General features: G+C 69.3%; 22 protein-coding genes and 1 pseudogene. 10 read left to right on the forward strand and 13 right to left on the reverse strand.

Going from position 1 to position 26030, the window contains the following annotated elements:
- Complete coding sequence (locus E0H92_RS42290; protein WP_131460740.1) at positions 1–372, reverse strand: hypothetical protein; 372 nt, start codon at positions 370–372, stop codon at positions 1–3.
- Positions 369–695 (reverse strand): YbaB/EbfC family nucleoid-associated protein, encoded by a 327-nt coding sequence (locus E0H92_RS42295; RefSeq protein WP_131500258.1) that lies wholly within the window; start codon positions 693–695, stop codon positions 369–371. The genes E0H92_RS42290 and E0H92_RS42295 overlap by 4 nt, the downstream gene beginning before the upstream one ends.
- Positions 696–796: 101 nt before the next feature.
- Here E0H92_RS42295 and mycP point away from each other — a divergent pair, with 101 nt between their 5' ends.
- Complete coding sequence (mycP, locus tag E0H92_RS42300; protein WP_131460987.1) at positions 797–2005, forward strand: type VII secretion-associated serine protease mycosin; 1209 nt, start codon at positions 797–799, stop codon at positions 2003–2005.
- A gap of 42 nt (positions 2006–2047) precedes the next feature.
- Here the strand turns inward: mycP and E0H92_RS42305 are convergent, their stop codons facing one another.
- The 5 genes from E0H92_RS42305 to eccCa form a co-directional block, all read right to left on the reverse strand.
- Positions 2048–2341 (reverse strand): hypothetical protein, encoded by a 294-nt coding sequence (locus tag E0H92_RS42305; protein WP_131296104.1) that lies wholly within the window; start codon positions 2339–2341, stop codon positions 2048–2050.
- A gap of 14 nt (positions 2342–2355) precedes the next feature.
- Positions 2356–2682: a WXG100 family type VII secretion target gene (locus E0H92_RS42310; RefSeq protein ID WP_131460742.1), complete on the reverse strand. Its 327-nt coding sequence runs from the start codon at positions 2680–2682 to the stop codon at positions 2356–2358.
- A gap of 119 nt (positions 2683–2801) precedes the next feature.
- Positions 2802–4190, reverse strand: a complete 1389-nt coding sequence (locus E0H92_RS42315) for a hypothetical protein (RefSeq protein ID WP_131500259.1) — start codon at positions 4188–4190, stop codon at positions 2802–2804.
- Positions 4191–4246: 56 nt separating this feature from the next.
- Positions 4247–4606 carry a hypothetical protein gene (locus E0H92_RS42320; protein WP_131500260.1) on the reverse strand — a complete coding sequence of 120 codons (360 nt, stop codon included), beginning with the start codon at positions 4604–4606 and terminating at the stop codon, positions 4247–4249.
- Complete coding sequence (eccCa, locus tag E0H92_RS42325; protein ID WP_131500261.1) at positions 4603–8472, reverse strand: type VII secretion protein EccCa; 3870 nt, start codon at positions 8470–8472, stop codon at positions 4603–4605. Before eccCa ends, E0H92_RS42320 begins: the two co-directional genes overlap by 4 nt.
- Positions 8473–8586: 114 nt before the next feature.
- Here eccCa and eccD point away from each other — a divergent pair, with 114 nt between their 5' ends.
- The 7 genes from eccD (at position 8587) to E0H92_RS42360 (ending at position 16765) form a co-directional block, all read left to right on the forward strand.
- Positions 8587–9891 (forward strand): type VII secretion integral membrane protein EccD, encoded by a 1305-nt coding sequence (eccD, locus tag E0H92_RS42330; RefSeq protein ID WP_131460746.1) that lies wholly within the window; start codon positions 8587–8589, stop codon positions 9889–9891.
- Positions 9892–9894: 3 nt separating this feature from the next.
- Entirely contained in the window at positions 9895–11310 is a 1416-nt protein-coding gene (gene eccB / locus E0H92_RS42335) for a type VII secretion protein EccB (protein WP_131500262.1), read from the forward strand.
- Positions 11311–11336: 26 nt separating this feature from the next.
- The gene (locus tag E0H92_RS42340; protein WP_131460748.1) at positions 11337–11651 is read left to right on the forward strand and encodes a hypothetical protein; all 315 of its coding nucleotides are present in this window, start codon (positions 11337–11339) and stop codon (positions 11649–11651) included.
- Positions 11652–11656: 5 nt separating this feature from the next.
- Complete coding sequence (locus E0H92_RS42345) at positions 11657–12859, forward strand: hypothetical protein (protein WP_131460749.1); 1203 nt, start codon at positions 11657–11659, stop codon at positions 12857–12859.
- Positions 12860–13158: 299 nt separating this feature from the next.
- Complete coding sequence (locus tag E0H92_RS42350; protein ID WP_165550273.1) at positions 13159–13851, forward strand: type VII secretion protein EccE; 693 nt, start codon at positions 13159–13161, stop codon at positions 13849–13851.
- 170 nt (positions 13852–14021) lie between these two features.
- Positions 14022–15119, forward strand: coding sequence for a helix-turn-helix transcriptional regulator (locus tag E0H92_RS42355; protein ID WP_131460751.1), 1098 nt, complete (start codon positions 14022–14024; stop codon positions 15117–15119).
- Positions 15116–16765, forward strand: a complete 1650-nt coding sequence (locus E0H92_RS42360) for an AAA family ATPase (RefSeq protein WP_131500263.1) — start codon at positions 15116–15118, stop codon at positions 16763–16765. The genes E0H92_RS42355 and E0H92_RS42360 overlap by 4 nt, the downstream gene beginning before the upstream one ends.
- Here E0H92_RS42360 and E0H92_RS42365 read toward each other — a convergent pair.
- On the reverse strand, positions 16760–17290 hold the full coding sequence (locus E0H92_RS42365) for a hypothetical protein (protein WP_131500264.1): 531 nt from the start codon (positions 17288–17290) through the stop codon (positions 16760–16762). The two genes, E0H92_RS42360 and E0H92_RS42365, sit on opposite strands and share 6 nt — an antisense overlap.
- Positions 17290–17850, reverse strand: coding sequence for a hypothetical protein (locus E0H92_RS42370; RefSeq protein WP_131500265.1), 561 nt, complete (start codon positions 17848–17850; stop codon positions 17290–17292). Before E0H92_RS42370 ends, E0H92_RS42365 begins: the two co-directional genes overlap by 1 nt.
- Between E0H92_RS42370 and E0H92_RS45855 the strand changes: the two are divergent.
- Both E0H92_RS45855 and E0H92_RS45415 read left to right on the forward strand, forming a co-directional pair.
- Positions 17849–18727: pseudogene (locus tag E0H92_RS45855) on the forward strand (protein kinase domain-containing protein); the annotation flags it as partial. The gene E0H92_RS42370 and the pseudogene E0H92_RS45855 sit on opposite strands and share 2 nt — an antisense overlap.
- 357 nt (positions 18728–19084) lie before the next feature.
- Entirely contained in the window at positions 19085–19468 is a 384-nt protein-coding gene (locus tag E0H92_RS45415; RefSeq protein WP_238173829.1) for a hypothetical protein, read from the forward strand.
- Here E0H92_RS45415 and E0H92_RS42380 read toward each other — a convergent pair whose 3' ends face one another.
- From E0H92_RS42380 to E0H92_RS42395, 4 genes are read right to left on the reverse strand one after another with little or no spacing between them, the layout of a single operon-like run.
- A complete protein-coding gene (locus tag E0H92_RS42380; protein ID WP_131500267.1) occupies positions 19469–21508 on the reverse strand; it encodes a transglutaminase TgpA family protein in 2040 nt (679 codons plus the stop codon).
- Positions 21505–22632: a DUF58 domain-containing protein gene (locus E0H92_RS42385; protein WP_131500268.1), complete on the reverse strand. Its 1128-nt coding sequence runs from the start codon at positions 22630–22632 to the stop codon at positions 21505–21507. Before E0H92_RS42385 ends, E0H92_RS42380 begins: the two co-directional genes overlap by 4 nt.
- Positions 22629–23627, reverse strand: coding sequence for an AAA family ATPase (locus E0H92_RS42390; RefSeq protein WP_238173837.1), 999 nt, complete (start codon positions 23625–23627; stop codon positions 22629–22631). The genes E0H92_RS42385 and E0H92_RS42390 overlap by 4 nt, the downstream gene beginning before the upstream one ends.
- Before the next feature lie 5 nt (positions 23628–23632).
- Complete coding sequence (locus tag E0H92_RS42395; RefSeq protein ID WP_131500269.1) at positions 23633–25948, reverse strand: fibronectin type III domain-containing protein; 2316 nt, start codon at positions 25946–25948, stop codon at positions 23633–23635.
- Positions 25949–26030: the final 82 nt, after the last annotated feature.

Raw genomic sequence — 26030 nt, forward strand, 5'->3', positions numbered from 1 at the left:
TCAGCGACCCGGCGTCGATGCGTCCGGCGCCGGCAGCGGCTTGCCGTTGGCCTGCAGGCCCAGGTCGGCTGCCCGGATCACTTCCGCGTTGTGTCCGTCGACACCCTGGACCAGGTTGGCCGCGGCGGCGACGCCGTCGGAGATGTTCGTCAGGCTTTCCCGGAGCGCCGCGCCGGCGTCGTTCAGGCCGGCGACGCGGGCGCTGAATCCCTCGAAGATCGCGCGGCCGGTCTCGTCACCGCCGCAGGCCGCATCGATCCCCTCGCGGGTGATCGCGCTCAGCGCCTGGGTGAGCGCCGTACCGCCGTCCGTCCCGGTCTGCAGGAGCTTCTCGGCCGCTCGGTACACGGCCGGGAGGTCTACCTCGGTCATGACAGGCGCTCCTTCAGGTCGTCGTACCGGGCGGCGATCTTGCCTGCCATCGCCGTACTGGCCTCGGTCAGCGTGGCGAGGATCGCGGTGGCCAGTCCCTGCGGGTCCTGGGTCCGGAAGACGTCCGGGTCGAACTCGAGTTCCCGGAGGTCGCCGTGGGCGCCGATCGTGACCTTGATCAGCCGATCGGGAGAGACCACCGTCGCGGTGAGCGCGTCGAGCTCGGTCTGGACGGCGTTGATCGCGGACAACGAACGTTCGAGCTCGTTGTGCAGGCCGAGCGCGGCCAGTTCCTGACCGAGTCTGAGCTCCGACGGTTCCATGGGACCAGGGTCCGTTCCGGACGGCGGTCATGGTCAGCCCTTGGCCACAAGGGGTCAGAACCCGTGGCCCGATCGGGACGAGACCTACTGTCCGGAACGTGATGACTGCCAGAGGATGCCGCTGGACCGCGGCCGCCGCCGGTGCGCTGCTCGCGGGTCTGCCGGCGATCGCGTCGGCGCCGCCCGCGTCCGCCGTACCGCCGGCCGGACTGTGTCAGAACGCCGAGCCCGGCGGGGCCGCGGTGAACAAGTTGCCGTGGGCACAGACCTGGCTCGCGCCGGAACGGGTACCGCCGCGGATCACCGGCCGCGGGGTCACCGTCGCGGTGATCGACTCCGGAGTGGACGCCGATCATCCGCAGTTGCGGGAGCGCGGCGCCGTACTGCCCGGACGGGACCTGCTGACGCCGGGTGACACCCGCGCGAACTTCGACTGCGTCTCACACGGTACGGCGGTGGCGAGCATCATCGCCGCGCGCCCGGTGCGCGGGATCGGGTTCCGCGGGATCGCGCCCGGCGCCCGGATCCTGCCGATCCGCGTCAGCGAACGCGACGCGAGCGAGCAGCAGGGCGAGGCGGTCGACGCCACGGTGTTCGCCGGCGCGATCCGGTACGCCGTCGACGCGGGCGCCTCGGTCATCAACATCTCACTGTCGATGTACGCCGACCAGAAGCCCGTCCGGGACGCGGTCCGCTACGCGCAACGGCACGACGCGCTGATCGTCGCGGCGGCCGGCAACGCGCACGCCCAGCAGGGCGCGGACCCGATCACGTACCCAGCGGCGTACCCGGGTGTCCTCGGCGTCGGCGCGATGACGATCGACAGCAGTCGGCTGCAGAGTTCGCAGGTCGGTTCGTACGTCGACATTTCCGCACCCGGCGGTGGCGTCCTCGCAGCGACCCGCGTCAGCGGCCATCGGTACTACGACGGCACCAGCTTCGCGGCGGCCTTCGTCAGCGGTACGGCGGCACTAGTCCGCTCGGCCGATCCACAACTACCGGCTTCCGCCGTCGCGAACCGCTTGATCGCCACCGCCACACCCGCGGCCGGCCCGGCGGATCAGTACGGCGCCGGGGTGGTGAACCCGTACCGCGCCGTGCAGGACAGCCTCGGTACGGCGAAACCCGCCGTACTGCCGCGGGTCCGTCCCGTGCAGGTCGATCCGGTTGCGGAACGACGTACCGCGGTCAGGAACGCCGCGATCCAGGACGGCCGCCGGATCGCTGTGTTAGCAGGGGTTTGCGCCGCATTGGTGATCGCCGTCGCGATCGTCGTACCGCTCGGACGACGGCGTCGCTGGCGCGCATGACAAAGCCCGGCCCTTCTTCGGTGGGCCGGGCTTTGCGTCGGGTCAGCAGTTGGCGACGGCGTCCGCGGCCTGGGCATCGGCGCGCTTCATGCCGATCCACGAGTCGTCCATCGCGTCTCCCCGACGCCGCAGCACCAGGTTGATCTCCTCGTTGGCCTGGGCCCAGAGGCGCTGCACCTCCTGGAGCTGCGGTGAGCCCTGCTGGCTGACCCACGCGGCCAGCAGCTGCTGCATCGCGGTCTGGAACTGGTTCTGCAGGTCGGTCACCTGCTGGTTCGCGGTGACCATGTCGACGGCGCCCTGCGCCATCCGGTCGAACGGGTAGTTGAGCATCATGACGAGGTCCTCTCCTACAGAACGGTGGTGTCGATGGTGGTCCCGGAGGCGCCAAGGCCGCTGAACGCCGACTGGCTGCTGGCGTCCTGCGCCTCGTAGGCGACCTTCGACGTGGTGATGCCGTCGGACATCCGGTGCAGCTTCGTGCACAACTTGTTCACCGCGTCGAGGTGGTTGTTGTGGCCCTGCCAGAACGTGTTCTTGATCTCGCCGTCCATCGGGGTCAGGCTGCTCATCGCACCGTCGAGCGTGGTCATCACCGCCTTCAGGGCGTCGCCGATCCGCGCGGCTTCGGTGGCCGTCCGCACCATTCGATCGAGTTCGGTCTCCACACCGGCCATGGTGTTTCCTCCTCTGCTGGGTTGCCGGTGCGTGATCACCGGTCGGTGTCACGCTAGGTCGGTACGCGCCGGTCTCCCGGCGCGTACCGGTTGCGGCCATCGGATGGCCGGTTCTGCGGTCAGAGTCGCCACAGGTCTTCGTCGAGCACCTCTCGCTCGGCAGGGCGTGCAGCGGTCCGTTTGCGTTTCCTCAGTGGGGGTACGCCGGCTGTGGTCCGCGACTCGCCGTTCGAACGGCCCTGGAGGTCGGACTGCACGCCGTGCCGCCGCAGCCGTTCGGTCTCGCTCTGCTCCGCGGGTACGTTGAAACCCGGGCGGCGTCCGGTTCCGGCTCCGGGTTTGATGTCCCGCGCGCCGTTGCCTCCGGCCCCCATTCCGCCGGACTGCGGCGGGTACATGGGCGGCGTACTCTGCTGGCCGCTCGTCGCGGCCGCGGACGATGTCTTCCCGGACAGCGTCGGCTCGGCACCGGCGGTACCGGCCACCGTCGCGGACTTCTGCACCGGCGTCGTGCGTTCCGACGTACCCGGCACATGTCCACTGTTGCCCAGGGCACCTATACCGCCACCGCCGATCGGCAGGTGGCCGCCGCCGCTGGTCGCCGGCGGGGGCGAGGCGCTCGCGTGGAAGGTCGGGGCGGTCGTGGTCCCGGAGCCGCCTGCGAGGACCGGCTGATCGATCATCAGTCCGTCTGTCGAGGACTTGGTGGGGTCGGTGGTGGTCGTCGCGGTGGTACCCGGGTCGACCAGGTCCTTGGCGTGCTGGGCGAGGGTGATCCACTTGTCCAGGTTCTCCGGGACCTTGCCGACCAGATCGATCCCCTTGCCGACAACATCGATCAGCTTCCCGGCTTCCTCGACCGGATCCTTCGCCTCCGGCGCCTTCTCCTCAGGCTTCTTCTCGTCCGAAGCCTTCTCGTCCCCCTTGGTCTCCGCACCACCAACCTTCGCCTGCTCCGCCCCGGTACCCCCACCCTGATCCTGTACCTGCGGCTGCGGCCCGCCCGCATCAGGCTTCGCCACCACCGGGCCGGTCCAGTCATGTTTGCTGAACTCCGCCTGCAGACCGTCGAACGCGATGCCCAGCATGCCGGACAGGATGTTCATCTCGATCGAGGCGGTCAACGCGGCGGTGTCCATCTCCTTCATGCCGGCCCGGATCACCGGATCCTCGCTGGAGTTCGCCTTCTGCTTCCCGGCGTTCCAGGCATCCAGCAACTGCCGCATCACCCCGCGGGCGCCGTCGAGCACTTCCGCGACCCGGTTCAGGCGTTGGGCCACAGCTGCCGCCTGCCCGTTCCAGCTCTCCAGGAAGTTCACGCCGTCGGTGACCTCGTTCCTGAACGCCGACCAGCCTTCGGAGCCGGTGCTCTGCTGCCAGATGGTGACCTTGTTCAGCGCCGCGCCGAGCTCCCCGGACGCCGTGTGCAGCGCCGTACCCGCGTCGGTCCACCGCTGGGCGTGGGCCCGCCACGGGCCGGACTGCTGGCCGTCCAGATCGTTGTACATCAACTGAACATCGGTGCAGCCCGTGTACGGACCGTTCGTTCCCGGCAAGAAGAAGTTCATCGCTGCCCCGGCACTTCCGGTGCGACGTCCGCGTTCCGGTTGCCGCGGAGTTGCTGGTGCTCGGGGTCCCAGGCGTTCTTGAACTCGGTGGCATTGACGTGGTCCTGGCCCTCGAAGTGCTGGGCGATATCGCGGGAGAGTTGCTCGAACGCCTGCAGGCCGCGTCGGGCCCGGTCCAGGTAGAAGTCGGCGGCGTTCGCCACCTTGCCGTACTTGTCCACGGCCACCTCACTACCGCGGATACCGCCGCGCAGGTCGCCGCCGCTGTCGTCGGCGAAGCCGGGCACGTTGATGTCGCCGGCGGCTCCCCCGAACTGGTACAGCTCGGGGGAGGAAAAGGCCAGGTCGTCGCTCATTGTTCTCCGTCCGGGTCGTCGGGGCACTCGACCAGTTGGACGAGTTGGGTGTCGCCGCGGCGGCCGACCAGTCGGCCGCGTCCTGGCGGCAGGGATTCGGGTTTGGTGGTGCCGAGCAGCGGGCCCTCCGACTTGTCTCCGCTCATCAGCAGACCGGGGGTGCCGAGGTCGCGCAGCCGGGCGATCAGCGGTTCGTAGATCGCGCGGCCGGCGCCGCCGCTGCGGCGGGTGATGACGAGGTGCAGGCCAATGTCGCGGCCGTGGGCGAGGTAGTCGGTCAGCCCGGCCAGTGGGTTGGTCTGACCAACGACCAGGTCGTAATCGTCGACCAGGATGTGGATCTGCGGCCCGGTCCATTCGCCGGACTGGCGGCGTTCGAGGACCGGCAGCAGGTCGGCGACCATCGCCTCGACGCCGCGCGGCTCGGAGAACGTGCCCATCACATGCTCACCGGCGACGGTGAGCGAGCGGCGGTAGTCGACCAGGATGATCCGCGCCTCGGTCGGCGCGCACCGCTCGGTGATCGAGCGGGCCAGCCGGCGCAGGAAGCCGGTCTTCCCGGATTCGGTGTCGCCGAAGAGCAGGAAGTGCGGGTCGGACTCGAAGTCGATGGACACCGGGCCGAGATCGCGTTCCGCCAGCCCGATCGGCAGGCCCGCCGCGGGAGTCCGCGCCAGTACGGCGGTGAACTCGTCCTCCTGCAGTTGTACCGGGAGCAGCCGCACCCGCGGGGCGCCGGACACCGGCCAGGCGGCGGCGAGCTGCGGACCGAGGTCGGCGGTCGGCGTGGCCACGACGAAGTGCTGCGCCTTGTCGGCGAGGCCGCGGCCCGGCTTGTCGGCCGGCACGCTCATCGCGGCCCGGCGGTCCACCACCGAGTCGGACGGGTCGCCGAGGCGCAGCTCGATCCGGGTGCCGAACAGGTCGCGGATCGTGCCGCGCAGGTCGAACCAGCGCGAACAGCTCGCGATCACGTGGACGCCGTACGCGAGGCCGCGACCGGCGATCTCGCCGAGGGTCGCCTCGAGGTCCTCGAAATCGGAGCGCAGGACCGGCCACCCGTCGACCACCAGGAACACGTCACCCCACGGATCGTCGGCGAACTCACCGGCCGCGCGCCGTTCCCGGTACGACGCCATGCTCTCCACACCGTGCTCGGCGAAGTAGCGCTCCCGAACCGTCAGCAACTGCTGTACTTCCGCGATCGTCCGGCGTACGGCGCCGACGTCGAGGCGGGGCGCCACGCCGCCGACATGGGGGAACTCGCGGAGCGCGGCGAGGGAACCGCCACCGAAGTCGAGGCAGTAGAACTGCACCTCACGCGGCGTGTGAGTCAGGGCCAGCGCGGAGACGAGCGCGCGGATCGCCGTACTCTTCCCGCTGCGCGGTCCGCCGACCACGACCGCATGGCCGGCGCCAGCCGAGAGGTCCACGACGAGCGGGTCGCGCCGCTGCTCCAGTGGCTTGTCGACCAGCCCGATCGGTACGCGCAGCGTTCCGCGCGGCCCTGCAGCAGCTAGCCCGTAGTCGGGGTCGACCGTGAGCGCCGGCAGCAGGTCAGTGAGTGGTGGCGGGTCGTCCAGCGGCGGCAGCCAGATCTGGCGGGCCGGCAGGCCCTTGTTCTCCAGGCGATCGACGAGGATGTCGAGCAGCTTCTCCCCGACACCGTCCTCCTCCGGCTCCTCATCGACCTCTGTCACCGGCTTCGACACGTAGGCACTGGTGTACTCCGCAACCTCGTCCGCGACGTCGCCACCGGTCTGGTTCACACTGGCTGCTGCGCGATGCACACCGGACACATAGGCCGAGCGGAACCGAACCAGCGTCTCCGTGCCGATCTGCAGGAACCCGTGCCCGGGCGCGCGCGGCAGCTCGTACGCGTCGGGGATACCGAGCACGACACGGCTGTCCATCGCGGAGAACGTCCGCAGACCGATCCGATACGACAGGTGCGCGTCCAGACCGCGCAGCCGGCCCTCCTCCAGTTTCTGGCTGGCCAGCAGCAGATGTACGCCGAGTGCTCGGCCCAGTCGGCCGATCTGGTTGAACATCTCGATGAAGTCGGGCTTCGCCGACAGGAGCTCGGAGAACTCGTCGCAGATCACCAGCAGCGTCGGTACTTCGGGCAGGTCGGCGCCTGCCGCTCTGGCGAGCTCGTACTCGCGGACGGACTCGTAATTCCCGGCCCGCCGCAGCAGCTCCTGCCGACGGATGAGTTCACCGCCGATGGCGTCCGCCATTCGATCGACGAGTGCCAGCTCGTCGCTGAGGTTCGTGATCACCGCACTGGTGTGCGGCAGCCGGTCCAGCTTGGTGAACGTGGCGCCGCCCTTGAAGTCGACCAGGGCGAAGTTCAGGCTCTCGGACGAATGCGTCGCGGCCAGTGCGAGTACCAGGCTCCGGAGCAGCTCGCTCTTGCCGGAGCCGGTCGCACCGATCAGCAGACCGTGTGGGCCCATACCGTCCTGGGCGGACTCCTTCAGGTCGAGCTCTACCGGCGTCCCGTCCGCAGTGACACCAAAGCGGACGCGCAGCCGGTCCCGGTTCGGTCTGGGACCCCAGTGCCTTGCGGGGTCGAAGGTGTACGGATCCCCCAGGCCGAGCAGGTCGGTCAGGCCGAACACCGACGCGAAGCTCTCCTCGCCGTCACCGCCTGCAGACAGGCGCAGTGGTGCGACCAAGCGGGCCAAGGCGTCCGCGTCGGGGATCGTGAAGCTGTCCGCGATGCCGACCTCGGACTCGCCGTCCATGGTCACGCTGGTGAGAGCACCGTCGCTGGCCACGTCCAGCAGCACAGTGGAGCGGTCGAGCAGTCGCGGCGGCTGTGTGGTCAGGTCGATGACGCTGACGCCTTCCACACCGTTGCCGGTCATCAGGTGGTCCGAACCGATCACGTCGCCACCGTCGATCAGTACGACGATGTGCGGGTCGTCCACGCGGCTGGTGGCCGCCGGATCGAACCGCGGCCGCTGCGCCAGCAGGTCACCCAGTACCGACTCGAGGTCCGGAACACTCTTGCTGATCAGGCGGATCGGGCCGAGCGCGTCGGACTTCTCCGGGTGATGTGCGTGCGGCAGCCACTTCAGCCATTCCCAGTCCGCTCTGGTCTCCGGCCCGATGACAGCTGTGATCAGTAGGTCGTCAGGCGAGTGGAACGTCGCCAGCTGCGCTACGAGAGCACGTGCCAGGCTACGAGCGCGGTCCGGGTCGCCATCGACGTACACCCTTGAAAAGCCACGCAGTGCCATAGCCACAGGCAGTCCAGGAACAGACGAGTACGTCGTGATGAAGCGGCGCAGTGCACCGGCGGAGAGCGGCTCCAGCTCCTCCAGCGGCACCGTGTCGGGTGGAGCGACCGTTGTGGCCAATGGTTGCGCTCCGGTGCCGACACGGACGATCGCGAAGTCGGTGTCGTTACGGCGACGCTCCCAGAGGCGGTAGCTCTCCACCAACGTCCACAGCTGCGTCGGATCCGGATGCAGATACGACAGCGCCTTTCGTTGCTGTACGACGGCACGCCTGGCCCGGATGCGCTGCTGGGACAGGTGTCTGAGGTACCCGCGCCGTGCCCGGGCCATCTCCCGCCGTGGTGCGCCTTGGCCGGCGAACGCCATTCCCGCCATGCCCAGCGCCGACAGGCCGAACAGTCCGCCGACGATGTAGCTCATCCGGCCACCGCCGCCGAGTGTCGAGTACATCAACGCCATCGCGGCGCCGCCCGCGAGCATCGGCACCATCATCACGTACTGCGACAGCTGCTTGCTCGCAGGTTGCGGCAGTGCCGGCGGCGGTTCCAGCGTGACGTCGCCGGTCGGCAACGCGGGACCCTCGCGCCGCGGCGGTCTGCTGACGATGACTGTCGACATGTTCCAGGACGCTAGGTGGCGCGGGTGCACGACAGGGGACGGCGGCCACTTGCTGACTGTCCACAAGCTGCAAGGGCGGGGCCTTGCGGTGCTGTGCGTGCCACGGTGACTGACGTGAGCATTCGTGGACTGGTCAAGGTCACCATCGACGCACCCGAACGCCGCATCGACCTGGCGCTGCCGGAACGGTCGACGGTGGCCGAAGTGCTGCCCGGCATCCTGCGGCACGCGGGTGACGACCTCGCCGATTTCGGCGCGCTGCAAGGCGGTTGGGTCCTCCGCCGCCCCGACGGCGAAGCCCTGGAGACACATCTGGACCTGGCCGGACAGGACGTCCGGGACGGCGAGATCCTGCATCTCGCACCGGCGCACCAGCACTGGCCGGAGCTCGAGTACGACGACCTGGTGGACGCGATCGCCACCGACGCACGGTCCAGCGGCCGGGCATGGACACCGGGTGCGAGTCGCTGGTGCGGACTCATCGCGGGGACGGTCGCAGTACTGACCGCCCTTGTCCTGCAGCCCAGCGCGTACTTCGCGCTTGCTGTCGCCGGCGGGCTGATGGCGATCGGCGTCGTACTGTCACGTGCTGTCGGCGACGCGGCAGGTGCTGCGATGGTCGGCGCGGTGTCGCTGGTGTTCGCGCTGGCCGGCGGGGTGCTGCTGATCGACTTGCCGGAGTTCGGCGCACCACAGCTGACCGCGGGTGGTGCGGCGCTGCTCCTGTTCGGGTTACTCGGGTACGTCGGGATCGCTCGCCATACCGCGGTGTTCGTCACGGCAGTGACCGGAGGCGTGCTCGCACTCGTAGCGGGGTGGCTGGGCGGTGCGCTGGACGGTACGCGATCAGCTGCTGTTGTCGGCGCCGTTGCGGTCGCCTTGATACCAGTGGCCGCACCACTGGCCATGCGGATCGGGCGGCTGCCCAAGCCCGTTCTGCCTAGCAGTACTGCGGACCTGTTGGCCGACCCGCCACAGCCGCCTCGTCGACTGCTGCACGCTGCAGTACTACGGTCTGCCGCTCTCTACACGGGCATCCTCGCAGGACTCGCAGCTGGACTTGCCAGTTGCCTGTACGTACTAGCGCGATCCTCGTCGACGCCTGGACGCGTGCTGGTCGTGCTGATCGTCGGCATCTGTTTGCTGCGATCGCGGCTGTTGCCGGTCGTCGCGCATCGGCTGAGTTTGATCGGCGCTGGTCTTGCCGGACTCGGATGCCTGCTCGTGCAGTCGCCGTACGCGTTGCTGGTGTTCGCTGCGGTGGCTGTGTTCCTCGGGCTCTGGTACGCGCGGCACAAGCCTGGTGCGTACCTGGCCCGGTACGCCGAGCTGGCCGAGGTCGTCCTGGTGTTGCTGGTCGTGCCGATCGTGTTGTGGGTCCTTGGGCTGTACGCGTACGTACGTGGACTGGGTGGATGACCGATGGCCTCGAAGCGGGATCAGCTGCAGTCACACCAGTTCGTCAAGCAGCGGATGACCCATGCGCTCCTGTTGCGGGAGACCGATCCGGAGTACCCGCCGTTCCGCCGCGGCGTTGTCGCGATGCTGGTCGGTATCGGGCTCGCTGTCCTGGTGCTGGCCGGGTGCGGTGTGTACGGGGCGCTGTCGCCGGGTGGGAAGACGTCGTGGAAGTCCGGCGACCGCGTCATCGTGGAGAAGGAGACCGGCACGCGGTACGTGTACCGCGACGGAGTGCTCTACCCGGCTGCGAACTACGTGTCGGCGCTGCTGCTCGCGAACAAGTACAGCGCACCGCTGATGGTGTCGGCGAAGTCGCTGCTCGGTGTACCGCGCGGCCAACGCGTGGGGATCCCGGATGCACCGGACTCCTTGCCTGCCAAGGGACGACTGCTCGGCAGCGGGTGGTCGATGTGCGCGAAGCCGATGGTGGATTCGTCGGGCAGTCCCGCCGTGCAGTCGGTTCTCCTCGTGGGAACCGAGCAGTCCGGTACGGCAACGGACTCCTTGCTCGCGGTTGGGCCTGACGGGCACCGGTACCTGATCTGGCGCGGCTACCGGCACCTGATCCAGCAGCCAGCGACAGTGACCGCAGCACTCGCTCTGAACGAGGAGGCGTGGCTGCGGGTGCCCTCTGTCTGGCTGGACCTCATTCCGTCGGGTCCACCACTCGGTCCGATCTCCGTGCCCGGTGCGGGCACACCGTCCACGCTGCTCCGCCCAGGTCGAGTCGGCACGTTGTACGTCGTACAGACGTCGACCGGACAGGGGCAGTACTACCTGCTGCAACGGGACCGGTTGGTGGCGATCAGTTCGCTGCAGTACGACGTACAGCGCACGGCTCCTGCTACTCGTAAGGCGTACCCGGGTGCTGTGCCGGAGGCGGTTCGGCTGGACCCGGCTGTGGTGGCTCAGGTGTCCGGCGGTGTGGGTACGACGACCGCTGACTCCGCACTGCCGCCGACCAGGCCGTCCTTTGCGCGACCGGAGTCGTCCGAGGTGTCGGTGTGCGCTGTGTTCTCCAACGGCGAGTTCCGGCCTCGGTTCACGCTTGCTGCTGAGCTGCCGTCGGCCGGCGACGCCGGTGTGACCGCGGGACGTGGCCAGGGCGGACTGGCGTTGGCTGACGTGGTCGTCGTCCCGCCGGGCCACGGGGCCGTCGTCGAGTCGATGGCCGCGCCCGCACAGCCGGCTGGGTCCGGGGCGTTGTCGTTCGTGAGCGATCTCGGGCGGCGGTACCAGCTGGCGAGTCGCGACGTACTGGGTGTCCTCGGCTACGACCAGGCACCTGTGGTGCGCCTGCCGGCCGAACTGGTCAGTCGGCTCCCCGCGGGACATGCGCTCGACCCCTCCGCCGCGACCTACCCGGTCGGACCCTAACCGATCTCTCAACCTCAGGAGGAAGTATGGACATCGGCACACTGACCGTGGTGCCTGACGAGCTGCGGCAGTTCGCCACGCTCGCACCGCTGGCGACTGTCACTCCGGTCTCCGGCACGGTCCAGGCGACGCCGCCGCTGGCCGGTCCGATGCCGGAGAGCGCGACCGTCGAGGCGCACGTCCGGTTCTGCGTGGAGAACACCGGCACGGTCACGTTGCAGGCGACCGACGGCATCGCGTCGCTGATCGAGGCGGCGCTGTCGATCGCGACCAGCTTCGAGTCCACCGACCAGGTCAACGCGGCCGCGCATCGCACCCTCGCCGACGAGCTGCAGGTCTGACGGCCATGGGCGCGTACTTCGGGATGGAACTGAACGCGATGGCGGCCATGCTCTACGGGCAGCGCGCCGAACCTTGGCACACGGGCGCCGACATGTGGGGCTCGGCCTGCCAGCAACTGCTCGCCACCCACGGCGACCTCGGTGCCGCGAACGCCACGATCGCCACGTGGCCGCTCAGCATCGGCTCGGTGTCGCAGCTGGCGTTCAACGGACAGGTGATCGGTAGTCTCGCATCGCTCGGCGAGTGGGCGGCGTACACCGGTGCGATGTCCGCGGCGCTCCGGCTGGGCGGTACGGCGCTGAACGCGGCGCAGGCCGCGATGCCGGCGCTGCAGAGCGGGTACGACACGGCGGTGTCGCTGAGCGCGGTGCCCATCATCGGGCCGTTCGCCGCGCAGGTCGCGGTCGGTCTGCAGCAGGTCGGCGCCGGGATGATGGAAGCGGTCGGTGTGGTCATGCAGGCCCCCACAGCAGTACCTCCGCCGACTCAAGGGTGGCAGGGGCCTGGAGGCACCGGAGCGCCGACGCCGGCGTCACCCGCTCCCTCCATACCGGTGACCGACGTACTGGATGCGACGGACAAGCTGTTCAGTGCGATGAGCAAGGGCGCCACCTTGGTGCAGACGGTCGCCGGGCTGGCTCAGTCGGGGACCGGGCTCGGGAACGGCGCGACGGCCAAGTTGCCAACCACCAACGATCTGCTCGGGACGCTCGTCCACCCGGACCTGCCGACGCTCGCCGGTGGGACGGTAACCCCGCCGACCACGCTCCCGGCGACGGTCGGAGTGTCTGCGACCACCTCGGCCGGGATGCCGGGCGGGATACCGGCAGCCGTACTGGCCGGGTCGCTCGGCGCGTTGACCAACTCGGTGCGCCCAGCGACGCCTGGTGCTGTGGGGTCATCAACGGGTGCGCGGATCGCCGCGGGAACCGAACCAGGGCTGGCCGGTAGTACGGCACGTGCCGCGGCAGCAGCGGCTAAGGCGATGCCGACGATCGCACCGCCGATGTCCGGCGCAGGCGGTGGCGGCGGCGGGTCGAACGAGCCCCGCTCCGGCAACCGGAAGCGCGACGCTCTGCAGCGTACCGGTGTGCAGTCCGACCTCCAGGGCCGTACCGCCACGGAGTCACCGGAGCAGTTCACCCTGCCGCCGGTACGTCGCCGTACCGCGGCCGGACCGGTCCTGGACAACGAGCTCTTCCGATGACCACCACAGCCACCTCAGCTCAGCAGGCGACCGCTGCGGTCACGGCGTCTGTCAGTACGGCTGTCACGAGTACGGTCGCACCGCCGCGGGCTGTGCCGGTGCGGCCTGCTCCTGTCCAGCCTGCTGTTCGCACTCACGCGCCAGTTGTGATGCCTGCTCCGGCTGCTCCTGTCAGCGTTGCTGCACCGCCGCCGGTCGAGGCGCGGCGAGTGCCTCGGGTGCGGATGGGACAGGTGGTGTGCTGGCAGCTGGTAGGTGGCTTGGTCACCGCCTCTGTTGGCCGGGGGTTGGTGGCGGCAGTGAGTGCCGGGTTGGTCGGGCTGGTCGCTGTAGCACTGACCGCGAGCTGGCGGCGCGGGCTGTGGTCGTACCAGTGGCTCCACTTGGCAGTGGCGTACGTGATCCGCGGTACCCGCTTCGTCGCGATGGGCGGGGCACGCGGCGAGCTCGAGGACGGTGCGGGCGCCATCGTCCGGTCCGACGGCATCACGGTGCTGCTGGAGACCGACGTACCGCCGGAGGTGACCCCGGCCGAGCTGCTGGAGGAGCACACCGGACTACGGCTGAAGCTCGTCCGCCGGCCCGGCCGGGCGTGGATCGCCCTGACCGCGCTCCGGTCCGCCGACCGGCCGCAGGACACCGAGCTGGAGCTGCTGCTCACCAACACGGTCCGCCGGCTGACCCGGCGGCTCCGCCGGCGCACGTTCCGGGCGGTACCGCTCGGGCCGGAGGAGCTGACCGAGGTACTCGCAGCGCTGACCCCTGACCAGCTCACCGAGGAGTGGGACGCCCTGGCCGTCGGACCCCGGCGCTTCCGGATGTACGCCGTACCCGCGCATCTCGCTCTCCAGCAGGCCGGTGCGGTGGCTGTCAGCACCTCCAGCGACCTGGACCATGCGCTGGTCCTCGCTCCCGCCGACGCTCCCGTGGCGTCGGCCGCCGTACCTCAGACCGGCCGGCACCGCTCTGCTTTCACTGCCGCCCTGCCCTGATACAGCGGCCTGACCAGGCGATACATCGCTCGCTGGACAGCCGCTGTATCGGGTGTATCGGGCGGTGTATCAGGCGTGGACAGCGGCGAGATTCGCGCTGGACGGGGGCCCGCGATGGTTCTGGTGTTCACCGAGTCGCACCGACTCGACCGAATCGAGCGAGGTGTCCCGTGTACCACTCCGAGCCCATCGAAGGCGCTTCGTACGTCCGTACGGCCCGCTACCCGCGCGCTGTGAAATCCGCCCCGCCGGTCCGCACCACCGGACGGCGGCTGGCCCATCTGGGCGTCGACGCGACCGCCGAGCAGACCTACCTGGTCGTCCTCGAACGGCCGTCCTGGACGCCGGCCGAACTCGGCGAGCGGCTCGGGCTGGACGAGGCCGCGACCCACGAGGTGATCCAGCACCTGACCGCCCTCGGCCTGCTGGCCAGGGGTACGTCGGGTGACGTGGTCCGCCCGCTCAACCCGCGCCTCAGCCTCACCGCGCTGCTCGCCGAACGCGAGGCCGACCTGGCCCGCGTCACCCGCGACCTGGAACGCAGCCGGGTCGCCGCGGCCGAGATCGCCGGCGAGTTCGCCCGCCGCCACCCGGTACCGCTCGGCGACGGCAACAGCGCCCTGGACTGGGCCGGCAGCCCCGCCGCGGCACAGCGCACCATCGAGGGTCTGCTCAAATCAGCGGCCGGCGAGGTGCTGGTGAGTACGCCGGCCACCGCAGCGCTCGCCGACCCGATCGCGGGCCTCCGCGAGCTCGGCACCGGCGTACTGGCTCCTCCCGTCCGCTACCGCATCCTGGTCCCGGACGCCGCCCGGACCGACCCGATGCTGGCCCGTCGGCTGCAGCAACTGACCCGCAACGGCGCACAGGTCCGTACGGCGACCGCCGTACCGCTCTGCGCGATGATCGTCGACTCGGCGACCGTGGCCCTGCCCGCTGACCGGACAGGTCGCGGCGCCGTCAGCATCCTCCGGCTGGCGTCCGCTGTCGGCGCGGTGACCGAGTTGTACGAGCGGATCTGGCACTCGGCCACACCGCTGCGTCAGCCGACCGGACTGGGCGACGCGTCCGGGCTGACCGTCCGCGAACGTGAAGTGCTCTCCCTGCTCGGCGACGGCGGCACTGACGCGTCCGCGGCCGCGCAGCTGGGTGTATCGGTCCGGACCGTCCGCCGCATGGTGTCCGAGATGATGGCCCGCCTCGGTGCCCAGAGCAGGTTCCAGGCCGGGCTGAAGGCGGCCGAGCGTGGCTGGGCGGGGACGCGATGACCCGCACCCTGCTGGTGGCACCGGATCGTCCTGGGGCCTACCCGACCATCGGAGCCGCCGTACTCGACGCACCCGACAACGCGGTCATCTCGATCGCTCCGGGCGTCTACCGAGAGGTCATCGACCTCGCGGACCGGTCGGTGACCCTGACCGCCGACACAGGCGACGTCGTCATCGACGCAACCTCGGCCCAAGCGCCGGTACTACGGACAGCGGGCGGACGGCTCGTACTCCGCGACCTGACCATCCGGGCCGGCGACGCTCCCGCAGTCGAGCTCCACGGCGGTGCGCTACGTGCAGAACGTTGCGCGCTCTCAGGCCGCTTCGGACCGGTTGTACTCGTCACTGGGCCGGCCGAGGTGTCGGTGTCGCACTGCAAGGTCGACGGCGGCGAGCACGGTCTGGTGCTCGAGGACTGCACTGCGCAGGTCGAGCACACCAAGGTGTCCGGTGTGTCCGCTGACGGCGTCATCATCCGCCTGGGCGCGACCGTCGTACTGCGCGACTGCCAGTTCACCGACTGCGGACGCCGGGGCATCTACGCGTACCAGTACGGCCGACCGACCATCGAGAGCTGTGAGGTGTCAGGTACGTCGGAAGCGGGCGTGCTGATTGCGTACGACTCCAGCGCGATGCTGAGCCACACACTGATCCGCGACACCGCCGGGCCGGCTGTGGTGTTCGGACGCCGCTGCCACGGCGAGGTCGTGTCGTGCCGCTGGGAGAACACAGCCGAACCAGCACTCGACCTCGCCGAGCCAGAGCTCGTTTCGGTGACAGCCGCAGTACAGGTGGAGCCACGCGCGACCACCAACGAGCCAGCTGCCGCGGACGTGGAGTCGCTGCTGGCCGAGCTGGACGCCATGGTCGGGCTCGCAGGGGTGAAGGACGAGGTCCGCAGTCTCATCGACGAGATCCAGGTCAACGAGTGGCGAAGGAAGGCAGGGCTACCGGTCGGCAGTCTGAGCCACCACCTGGTGTTCGCCGGCGGTCCCGGGACCGGTAAGACCACGGTCGCCCGCATCTACGGCAAGCTGCTCGCGGCACTCGGCGTACTGCCGAAGGGACAGTTCAGCGAGGTCGCACGACGCGATCTGGTCGGCCAGTACCAGGGTCACACCGCGGAGAAGACCTCAGTGGTGTTCCAGGACGCGACAGGTGGCGTGCTGTTCATCGACGAGGCGTATGCGCTGTCCAGGGCCGGCGCCGAGAGCGACAGCTTCGGCCAGGAGGCGATCGACGCCCTGGTCAAGCTGATGGAGGACCACCGCGACGAGGCAGCGGTGATCGTCGCGGGGTACAGCCACGAGATGCAGCAGTTCCTGGACGCCAACCCCGGTCTCGCGTCGCGGTTCACGAAGACCATCGACTTCGAGAACTACTCCCCCGACGAGCTCACCCTCATCGTGCAGCGGATGGTCGCCGCGAACGAGTACGACCTGGACGCCAGGGCCGCACCGATCCTGCAGCAGCACTTCGCCGCGGTCTCACAGGCGGCGAACTTCGGCAACGCGCGTGACGCGCGCCGCCTGTTCGACCGGGCCCGGAAGGCACAGTCGCAGCGGCTGCGCCGGCTGGACGGCATGCCCGCCATCAGCGACCTGCGGACACTGCAGCTCGCTGACGTGGCCGCAGCGGTGTCATGAGACCGGTTCGAGGACAGCAACGAAATCGGACAACAGCTCGGCCACCCCGTCGAGTACTCCGGCGAGCTGGGTACCTGGTGTGCCCGGCTCGCCGATTGTCGCCAGTACTTCGCAGTGCGCCCACAGCGACGGCGCAACCCAGCCCCACTGCCACAGCTCGTACGTGGTGCTGTTGACGGTGGCCAGCGGCTCCAGCCCCGGTACGCCGATCGCGAACCGCTCCAGGTCGTCGGGACTATTACCCAAGCCCGCGAACATCGGCAGCAGCCGGTACTGGTGAGCGAACTCGTCGTCGACCAGCACCAACACACCGCGACTCACAAGGGCATTGACGTGCTGCTCCGCGTCCTCGATATCGGCTGCGGTGCACTCGGCCACCAGTTCGGGCACCGTCGTCCAGTGGTGCGCCAGCGACCACACGTCGTACTCGGATTCGCTCAGGCGCTCCGCCGTACGGCCGACGCGGATGACGTGGTGCTCCGACTCGAGTCCGGCGCCTTGGCCGACCGGAAAGACAGTGGTCATCAGAACTCCTGTACGGCGAGGTCGAGGCACGCTGCGGTCGGAGCGAGCAGTGAGTGCAGTGCGGTCAGTACGGCGGGCAGCTCGGCGTCATGTTCCTTGCACGCGATCAGCAGATTGGGAGACAGGTGTCCCGACAGCCAGAGGTCGTAGAGCGTTCGGGTCATCCCGGCGAGTGCCAGCTCGAGAGTGCCCGACCTGAACATCGTGGGGGTCTCCGCCGTGTTCCCGAGGCCCAGGTGCAGTGGAAGGAGCCTGTGTCGTGTGGCGAAGTCGGCCGGGTTGTCCAGGTCGACCTCGGCCAGCAGGCTCCTTGTCAGCAGGCGGTCGATCAGTACGGCGCCGTTCGTGATCTCGCTATCGGCCAGGAGGTCGACGATGCGACTGCGCTCCCACGGGCCGGAGTCATCAGTCAGGCTGTGCGCCAGCGCCCAGACCGCGAACTCTTCGACGGTCAGCTCAACGATCTCGCTGCCGAGCCGCACCTGGTGCACCTGACTCTCCGCAGTGTCGGTGAAGTGCGTTCCGAGACACTGGCCGATCGGGAACATCAACAGAGTCATGTTCCTGACGCTGACACGCTCCGGGCGCGCTGCGGGGCGGCTTGCAGCATGTGGCCAGTGTGTGGCCGCAGGCGCCGGGGTGGCGGCGAACGACCTGTTCAGACGGGAAGATAGACTCGTGACCGACAAGGCGGGACCTGACTCCGTTCCGGAGCTTCCGGGGTGTTCCAACGTGGTCCTGGCCCGGTCTGGGATCCCGAGGGTGTACCGGTGCCTTCGGCAAGGGACTGCGGCCAGTGCGCTGGTTTACCCGGTCCGCGTCGATGCGAGTACCGCGGCGGCGTTCAGCAAGCAGGCGAAGGCATTGCAGGGCGTCGCCCATCCGCATGTCGCGTCGGTGCTGGAGTCTGGTGTCGCTGATGGCTTTCCGTACCTGATCAGCGTTGGTGACGCTGGGACTCTGGCGGAACAGATACGGAGTCAGCTGCGCTCGCCTGCTGACCTGGCTGTGCTCGGGCGTCAGCTTGCGCAAGGTTTGGCTGCGTTGCACGGGGCTGGGCTGGTTCACGGTGGTCTCACGCCTGGTGCGGTGGTTTTGCTGGCTGACGGGCAGCCGCGGCTGTCTGCGCTCACGCTCGGTTTGGGGCAGCACACTGGGCATGCGGCGTTGAACTCGCCGAGTCAGTTGTACGTGGCGCCGGAGACGTTGCGGGACGGGACGCTGACTGCGGCGTCCGATTTGTATGCGTTGGGCGCTGTGCTGCACGCTGCGATCAGCGGGAAGCCGCCGTTGGCCGCGCGGATGGGTGAGACGGCCGGCGAACACATCCTGCGCGTGCTGAACGAGCCGCCGGCCCGTCTCGAGGTACTACCGGACGCGTTCGCGGACGTCATCGCGCGACTGCTGGAGAAGGACCCCGCCAAGCGGCCCGTGTCCGCAGAGGTCGTCGCCGCCGCCCTCGCAGCGTTGGCAACCCCGACAACCCCACCGATCCCTCCCATCCGCCCCGTAACCGCCACCCCCAAACAGTCACCCGCCGCCACCCCACCCCTCCCACGCCCAGCAGTAATGTCCCGAACCACCCTCCGCACCTGGCCCACCCCCACACCAACTCCCCAACCCCCCGCCGCACCACCCACCACACCACCACCGACCGCCGCTCCCCCGCGCCCCGCCCCGCCCACACCGCCCCCTCCCGCCCAACCACCCTCCGCCCAGCCACCCGCTGGCCAGCCCCCCGCCAGCCCGCCGTCGTCTGGTGCATCTGGTGGCAAGCGGAGGAATTGGTTGCTTGTGGCAGCGACTGTTGTTGTGGCAGCCGCCGTCATCGCGACCTTCGCTCTGGTCAACCGCAAAGGCCAAACCGACACACCCCCACTCAGCGCCCCAACCCCCACCACACCCTCCACCCCAGCGCTAGCAGTCAAACTGAACCCACCAGCAGACCACAACACCTACGTAGACCTCACCTGGTCAGGCCCGTCCGACGTCAACTACGCGGTGGTCATCGCCCAGGTAGGCCAACCCGCAGTCGTCCGACTCGTCTACAAGCACACCAAATACCGCGCCGCTGTCGTCCCCGGCATCCAGTACTGCTTCGCCGTCCAAGCCACCGACGGCATCAACAAGATGGAGACCGACCCGCGCCCGGTCCGCGACGCCCAGTGCGAGCGCTGATCACCCGATCAGGCTGCGCACGCTGAACGTCGTACGGATCCGCTCCGACAACCGCCCCTCGGCCAACCCACGCTGAGCCTTGCGTACGGCGGACCACGCGAACTCCCGGTCCGGATCCGAGTCCTGCCCCGACCACAACGCCCGGTCCAGGCACGCGGCCAGCAACGTCATCGCCTGCGACACCGCCCCGTCCGAGTCCCGCGCCAGGTCCCGCGCCGTGGCCGCCGGCGTCACCCGCATGCCGTGGTCCCGCAGCAGATCACGCGCCTCAGCCCACGCCCCGAGCGTCCCGTGCCGCATGCGCCGCCGACGACGTACCGCCTTGGCCAGCGGCACACCAATGACCCACAACAGCCCGAGCCCCAGGAGAGCGGCGACGACCAGGACCACCGTGAACCAGTCAGGTCCGTGATGCGGCTTCTGCGGTTCCTCCGGGAACGGCAGCGTCGGCTCGGACTGGTGCTCGCGCTCGATCTCCTTCTTGGACGGCAGTTGCTTGCGCACCTTCTCCGCCGCACCGGCCAGCCCACCACCCGCCTTGGACGTAGCGGTTCCGGTCGGGTCGAGAGGCACCCAGCCCACACCTGTCACCGCAACCTCGGGCCACGCGAGTACGTCGCGGTTGCGGATCACGTAGGTCCCGTCCGGGCTCGGTGTGTCCGGCTGTTTGAACCCGACGACGAGCCGCGCCGGCAACCCGAGCAGCCGTGCCATCACAACGTACGCCGCGGCGAACTGCTCCGACGTACCGCGCTTGCTGCGCAGCAGGAAGTGGTTGAGCTGCGCGTACCCGTGGCCTGTCGGGAGGTTCTCGCCGGTGGCCAGCTTGTAGTTCGTCCGCAGGTAGTTCTCGAGAACCAGAGCCAGCTGGAACGACGGCCGCACGTCACCGGCGATGTTGCGTGCCAACTCGTCGATGCCCACCGGCACCTCACCGAGGTCCGCGGTGCTACCAGGATCCGCGTCGACGCCGGACGAAGCGAGCTGATCCGAGTCGACGGCCGGCTCGGCCCAGGTGACCCGGTACTGCGACGGCTGCTTCTGCTCGGCCAGCAACGCACCGGACGCCGGGTCGACCAGCAGCGGCTGGTCATCCACCACCGACAGCGTCCGCGTCTGGCTGGGCAGCCACGGCAGCGACCAGTCCGCCAGCGCGACATCCGCCGACTGCCGCCGTACCGGCACCGTCACGCGGGAGTCGAGTGGCAGTTCACGTCCGAGGCGCTGGAACTTCGGTGCGGCCGTCCAGGTGACTCCGTCGAAGTTGTCCAGGGCAATCACAGGCCAGCGGTCGACTGGACCGTCAGCCCGTGCGGTGAACACCACGGTGTCCGGCGAGTGCAGCCGCGCCGCGATCTCCGTCAGCGGGTTGCTGAGCACAGTGGGCGAGTCAGGCGGGCTCGGCTTCGCCAGGTGGACCGCAGTGGACGTCGGCAGCGCCAGTCCGAGTGTGCTGGCACCAACCGCCATAGCAGCGAGTGCTGCGACCAGACGGACCCACGCGGCGCGCTCACCCGGCCACTGCAGTAGCACCAACGCGAAACAGCCAGCGAGCGCCAGTCCGACGAGTACTGCGTCCAGCCCGGTCACTGTGACGTACGCCTGGGACAGACAAGCCACCACCACGGCAGGCAGCAACGCCACCAGCCGGGACCGCTGCAGCACGCGCGCACCCACCAGGCAGGCGAGCAGAACGAGCACCGGCACGAACGCGACCAGGTCCGGAGACGGAGTGGCCGGCCAAGTCGACTCGAGCGTACGGCGCCAACCCGACGTCACCGCTTCCCACAGAGACGCCGGCCGACGCGCGGCGCCCGGTATGACAGCCAGCAGCGCGACGACTCCACCGACCAGCGTCAGCGGCACCCGCCAGCGAGCGACCTGTGGGCGGCGCAGGATCACTTCCTCAACCAGGTAGGCAACTACAGCGACCGCCAGCATCGGCCAAAGCACAGCCGACGTACCGAACACCGGTGAGAACAACAGCCCCGCCACTACACCAGCAGCAAGCACTCCAAGGATCGGTAGCCGTATTGTCATGCCGGTACTGCGTTCCAGGCGTCGACTGCCTTCTGAGCCGCGTCAGCGTGGATGACGTGGACCCCGGCACCGGTGTGCAGCGCCGGCTCGTCATGGGTCAGGTCGATGCACACCACCGGGCGGTAGCTCGACCTGAGGTTCGGTACGTCGGCCAGCCCCGCGGTGTCCCCGGTCAGCACGACCAGTGCACCACCGTCACGGGCAACTGGCAACGACTCGAGCAGATTGCTGTTGGTCGTCGCCTGCTCGACCCTGGCGAGCTCGTCGAGCAGATCGCTGACGGACTGTACGTCGTGGTCGGTGCCGCACGGTGTGGTGAGCCGCAACCGCTGACCGGACTGTGCTGCAACAGCCAGGATCGACGCCGCGACAGAAACCGCAGTATCGAACTGGTCCGCCGTCAGCGCACTCGTACGCGTGTCCAGCAACACCTGCAGACGCGGCTGATCCGGGTCGACGTACTCGCGGACCATCAGCCGACCTGCTCGCGCGGACGCCTTCCAGTGCACGTGGCGGACCTCGTCACCGGGCACGTACTCGCGCAGCCGGCGCAGGTCGATCGAGCCACGCAGCGGACCAGCAGAGACCGGCCCTTCGAAGTGGTGCCGTTGCCGGATGCCAGTCGCCGTACGAGCGGCGTACCGCTTCGGGTGGACGAGAAGCGTTGCTGTGCTACCGATCGATACCTGACACGACACAAGGCCGAACGGGTCGGAGCGACGCAGCAGCAACGGCCCGACGGGCAGTGTCCCGCGGCGAGCGGTCGGCAGCTCGTAGTGGTACGTCGCGACGCCGTTCGGCGCCAGTGCCGTGACCGCAACCTCGGACTGGTGCGCACCAGCGGTGTCCGCGGCAACGAAGGCCGGCTGTCGCCGCGTGGACTCGTTGCGCACCATCAGCCGCGCCAACGCAGGCTGACCGCACTCGACGCGGTCCGGGTACAGCACACGCTCCACTGTCACCTTCGGACGACGTACGACGGTCAGCACGCTGACGAGCACCGCAGCAAGACCAGCCCCGGCCAGCACTTGCAGCATCGGGTAGCCGAGCAGCTGACCCGCTACGAGCAAGGCGATCGAGCCGACCAACACTCCCCAGGCTCGTGGCGTGAGCCTGGTCCTCATGACACGATGCCAAGAGCCCGCTTGAGATCGCGCCGTACCGGGTTGCCAGGCGCCGGAGTGTCTTCGAGTACGTCGTCCACAACGCTCTCCGCCGTACGACGAGCCAGCGCGGCGTCCGCGGTCAGCACCAGGCGGTGTGCCAGTACCGGATGCGCGATGCTCTTCACATCGTCCGGCGTCACGAACGACCGCCCGTCGGTCGCCGCGATCGCACGGGCCGCGCGGATCAGGGCGATGCTGCCCCGCGGGCTGGCGCCGTACCGGACCGCACTGTGCAGCCGGGTCGCCGCGGCGAGACGTACGGCGTACTTCATCACCGCCTCGTCGACGTACACCGACCGGACCGCGGCGATGACCCCGCGCAGCGTGTCCGGGTCGATCACCGGCTCCAGGTCGTCCGGTGTCGGTCCCGCGCCGTCCAGCGCGACCACCTCGACCTCTGCGTCCAGGTCCGGGTACCCGATCTCGATCCGCAGCAGGAAGCGGTCCAGCTGCGCCTCCGGCAGCTGGTACGTACCTTCCATCTCGATCGGGTTCTGCGTGGCGAGCACCATGAACGGGTCCGGCACCCGGCGGGTGTCGGCGTCGACAGTGACCTGTCGCTCGGCCATCACCTCGAGCAGTGCGGACTGCGTCTTCGGCGTACCACGGTTGACCTCGTCGGCGAGTACGACGTTCGCGAAGACGCCACCGGGGTGGAACACGAACTTGCCCTGACCCTGGTCGTACACAACGACACCGGTGATGTCGCCGGGCAGCAGGTCCGGGGTGAACTGGATACGGCTCCAGCGGCCGCCGATGCTGCGCGCCAGGCTCCGAGCCAGGCTGGTCTTGCCCAGCCCGGGCAGGTCCTCGATCAGCAGGTGCCCGCCGGCGAACAGCGTCGCGATCGCCAGCCGCACCACCTGCGGCTTACCGCGGATCACTCGCTGGACGTTCGCGGAAATCAACTCGTACGCCTGCTGCGGCTCCATCCCGTGCCCCGCCTCCCGCATCACCACTACGCATCCTTCCGTCGACGCGAGGTACGTCGTACTCGTGCGGCCGGCACACCAGCCGGGGGCAGGGCCGGAGCCGCGGATGCCGGAGCAGCCGTGGTGGATCCGGCTGCACCGGTAGCGGTCGGACTGCTGCTGTTGTTGCGCTCCCGCGTGATCGCCTTGACCGTGAAGGTCAGCTGCAGAGCGGTCAGACCGGTGTAGCGAGTGCTGGTCGTTGTCACGGTCCGGTCCTGCTGACCAGTGGCAGAGACGACGTAGTGCACCAGTTGACCGCCGTTGAGGTTCGGCGCGGTCCAGGTGAGAGACACCGAGCCCCTGCCCGGAGTGGCGGTCACCTTCGGCGCTGCGGCCGGAGAGTACGGATAGACGGTGCGCGTCGCCGCGGAGCGCGGTGAGGTGCCCGCACTGTTCGTAGCCGTCACCCGGTAGCTCACGCCCTTGCCCAGCGCCGGCTTCAGCGAGATCGAGGTCTGGTACACCTGTGCCTTCGTCTTCGACCCGTCCGAGCCGAGCACCGTGTACCCGGACATGGTGTAGTCGGAGGAGCTCGGCGAGGTCCAGGACACGGTGACCGAGCCGTCGGCCTTGGTAGCTGCGCTGACCTTGGTCGGTGCACTCGGCGGCTCAGCGGTCCCGCTGATCGACGTCACCTTCGTGTCCACGGCCGGTCCGGTGCCGACGCGGTTGGTCGCGGACACCGTGAAGATGTAGCCGCCGCCGTTCAGCAACTGGCCGAAGCTGTGGCTGCGGGTGCCACCGGCAACGGTCACCGACCCGTTCGCGGGCAGACCGACCACGAAGGTCCCTGGAGCGGTCCGGAAGCTCACTTTGTAGCCGGTGATCGCAGCGCCGTTCGCTCGCGCCGCAGCCCAGCTGACAGTCGCCTTGCCGTCCCCTGCCTTGGCCGAGACCGATCCGGGTGCTCCAGGCGCGGCCGGCGGCGGTGAGGTCGGCTTCGACGTCGGCTTGCTGGTCGGCTTTGACGTCGGCTTGCTCGTCGGCGGCGGTGTGGTCGGCCTGGTCGTCTCGGTCTTCCCGGGCTTGCGCTCCGTCGCCCTGGGCTCGACCTTCTCGGTACTGCGCGGCTTCTCCGGGCCGACGGTCACGTGGATCGGGGGCAGGATCGGCTTGTGGGACGGCGGCGTCGACGGCGGGGTAGAGGTCGGCGTACTGCTGGGAGTCGGGGTACTCGGGCTCGGGGTCGGCTTCTGGGTGGCCGACGGAGACACCGGCTTGTTGCCGCCGTCGACGTCCACCTCGCTCACGGTCCCGTCACCGTCGACCACCGTCACGACCTCACCGGTCTCGTCGTCGATGTAGATCCGGCCGTCCTGCCCGGCGGTCACCCGCGGACCGCCCTTGTGGTCGCCCTTCTTCTTGCTGAGCTCATGCGTGTGCAGCGGCTTGCCGTCGGGAGCGAACGTCCGCACGACCCGCTTGTCGGTGTCCAGTACGGCGACAGCGGCGCCGGTCGCAGCGACGGCGTCGTACCGCCCCGGCGGCAGGTTGATGCTCTCGGCGCGCTTGGCGCCGGCAGCGTCGACGAGCAGCAGCCGCTGGCCGGCGAGGATCGGGATGCGTCCGTTGACGTCCGACTGGGCTACGACGGAGGTGGTCGGCAGCGAGCCGGTGACGTCCATCGGCACTGCCCGGCCGGCCGTTTCACCGGTCAGCGGGGTCAGGGTCCGCTTGGACAGGTTCGCGAACGCGGGCTTGCCGCCCACGCTCAGCAGCGCACCGGCGTCACCGGCCTGGGACGGCAGCTGACAGGCCAGCGTCGTCGAGCCCGGCGCCAGCTGACAGAACTGCTCGGCGTTGCGCACCCACAGCGCACCGTCGGCGGTCGCGATTGCACTGGACACCACACTGCCCACGGTGACCGTCTGCTGCTGGTCACCGAGCCGAACGATCTGACCGTGCTGGCGGTAGACCAGGTACGGCCCGCCCTGCGCCTCGATACCGATCGGTTCCTCCGGGATCCCGATCCGGACCGTGCTCTTCACGGTCAGGTCGGACTTGCCGAACACGATCACGCCGTCGGCCCGGACGACGTACCCGTTGGTGCTGCCCTGGACGACCTGGCTGCCGGCCTCGGTCTGGACGCCACGGACCTCGGCGTCGACGCTCTTGCCGCCGCCGTCGACCCGGAAGACCGCGCCGACGGTCGCGTTGTACACCCAGTGGCCGGCCTGCTGGAAGGCGACCGCCGGGGCACCGCGACCCAGCGCGGACAGGCCGACGAACGTCCCGAGGATCAAGGCCGCGACCGTCCACCACGCAACTGGCCGACGGATCGCACGAGCAAGGCGGGTCATGGGTTAGAAGGTGCCTCTCATTTGTCCAGCTGCGGTACAGCGGCGATACATCCGGCCACGAGTCGTCCGGAAGAGGACGTCA

It is taken from the genome of Kribbella speibonae (assembly GCF_004331375.1).
Classification (GTDB): domain Bacteria; phylum Actinomycetota; class Actinomycetes; order Propionibacteriales; family Kribbellaceae; genus Kribbella; species Kribbella sindirgiensis.

Bases quoted from the DNA above. Each gene is read 5' to 3' on its own strand.
- E0H92_RS42290 (WP_131460740.1), bottom strand. From the start codon at position 372: ATGACCGAGGTAGACCTCCCGGCCGTGTACCGAGCGGCCGAGAAGCTC.
- E0H92_RS42295 (WP_131500258.1), bottom strand. From the start codon at position 695: ATGGAACCGTCGGAGCTCAGACTCGGTCAGGAACTGGCCGCGCTCGGC.
- mycP (WP_131460987.1), top strand. From the start codon at position 797: ATGACTGCCAGAGGATGCCGCTGGACCGCGGCCGCCGCCGGTGCGCTG.
- E0H92_RS42305 (WP_131296104.1), bottom strand. From the start codon at position 2,341: ATGATGCTCAACTACCCGTTCGACCGGATGGCGCAGGGCGCCGTCGAC.
- E0H92_RS42310 (WP_131460742.1), bottom strand. From the start codon at position 2,682: ATGGCCGGTGTGGAGACCGAACTCGATCGAATGGTGCGGACGGCCACC.
- E0H92_RS42315 (WP_131500259.1), bottom strand. From the start codon at position 4,190: ATGTACAACGATCTGGACGGCCAGCAGTCCGGCCCGTGGCGGGCCCAC.
- E0H92_RS42320 (WP_131500260.1), bottom strand. From the start codon at position 4,606: ATGAGCGACGACCTGGCCTTTTCCTCCCCCGAGCTGTACCAGTTCGGG.
- eccCa (WP_131500261.1), bottom strand. From the start codon at position 8,472: ATGTCGACAGTCATCGTCAGCAGACCGCCGCGGCGCGAGGGTCCCGCG.
- eccB (WP_131500262.1), top strand. From the start codon at position 9,895: ATGGCCTCGAAGCGGGATCAGCTGCAGTCACACCAGTTCGTCAAGCAG.
- E0H92_RS42340 (WP_131460748.1), top strand. From the start codon at position 11,337: ATGGACATCGGCACACTGACCGTGGTGCCTGACGAGCTGCGGCAGTTC.
- E0H92_RS42345 (WP_131460749.1), top strand. From the start codon at position 11,657: ATGGGCGCGTACTTCGGGATGGAACTGAACGCGATGGCGGCCATGCTC.
- E0H92_RS42360 (WP_131500263.1), top strand. From the start codon at position 15,116: ATGACCCGCACCCTGCTGGTGGCACCGGATCGTCCTGGGGCCTACCCG.
- E0H92_RS42365 (WP_131500264.1), bottom strand. From the start codon at position 17,290: ATGACCACTGTCTTTCCGGTCGGCCAAGGCGCCGGACTCGAGTCGGAG.
- E0H92_RS42370 (WP_131500265.1), bottom strand. From the start codon at position 17,850: ATGACTCTGTTGATGTTCCCGATCGGCCAGTGTCTCGGAACGCACTTC.
- E0H92_RS42380 (WP_131500267.1), bottom strand. From the start codon at position 21,508: ATGACAATACGGCTACCGATCCTTGGAGTGCTTGCTGCTGGTGTAGTG.
- E0H92_RS42385 (WP_131500268.1), bottom strand. From the start codon at position 22,632: ATGAGGACCAGGCTCACGCCACGAGCCTGGGGAGTGTTGGTCGGCTCG.
- E0H92_RS42390 (WP_238173837.1), bottom strand. From the start codon at position 23,627: ATGCGGGAGGCGGGGCACGGGATGGAGCCGCAGCAGGCGTACGAGTTG.
- E0H92_RS42395 (WP_131500269.1), bottom strand. From the start codon at position 25,948: ATGACCCGCCTTGCTCGTGCGATCCGTCGGCCAGTTGCGTGGTGGACG.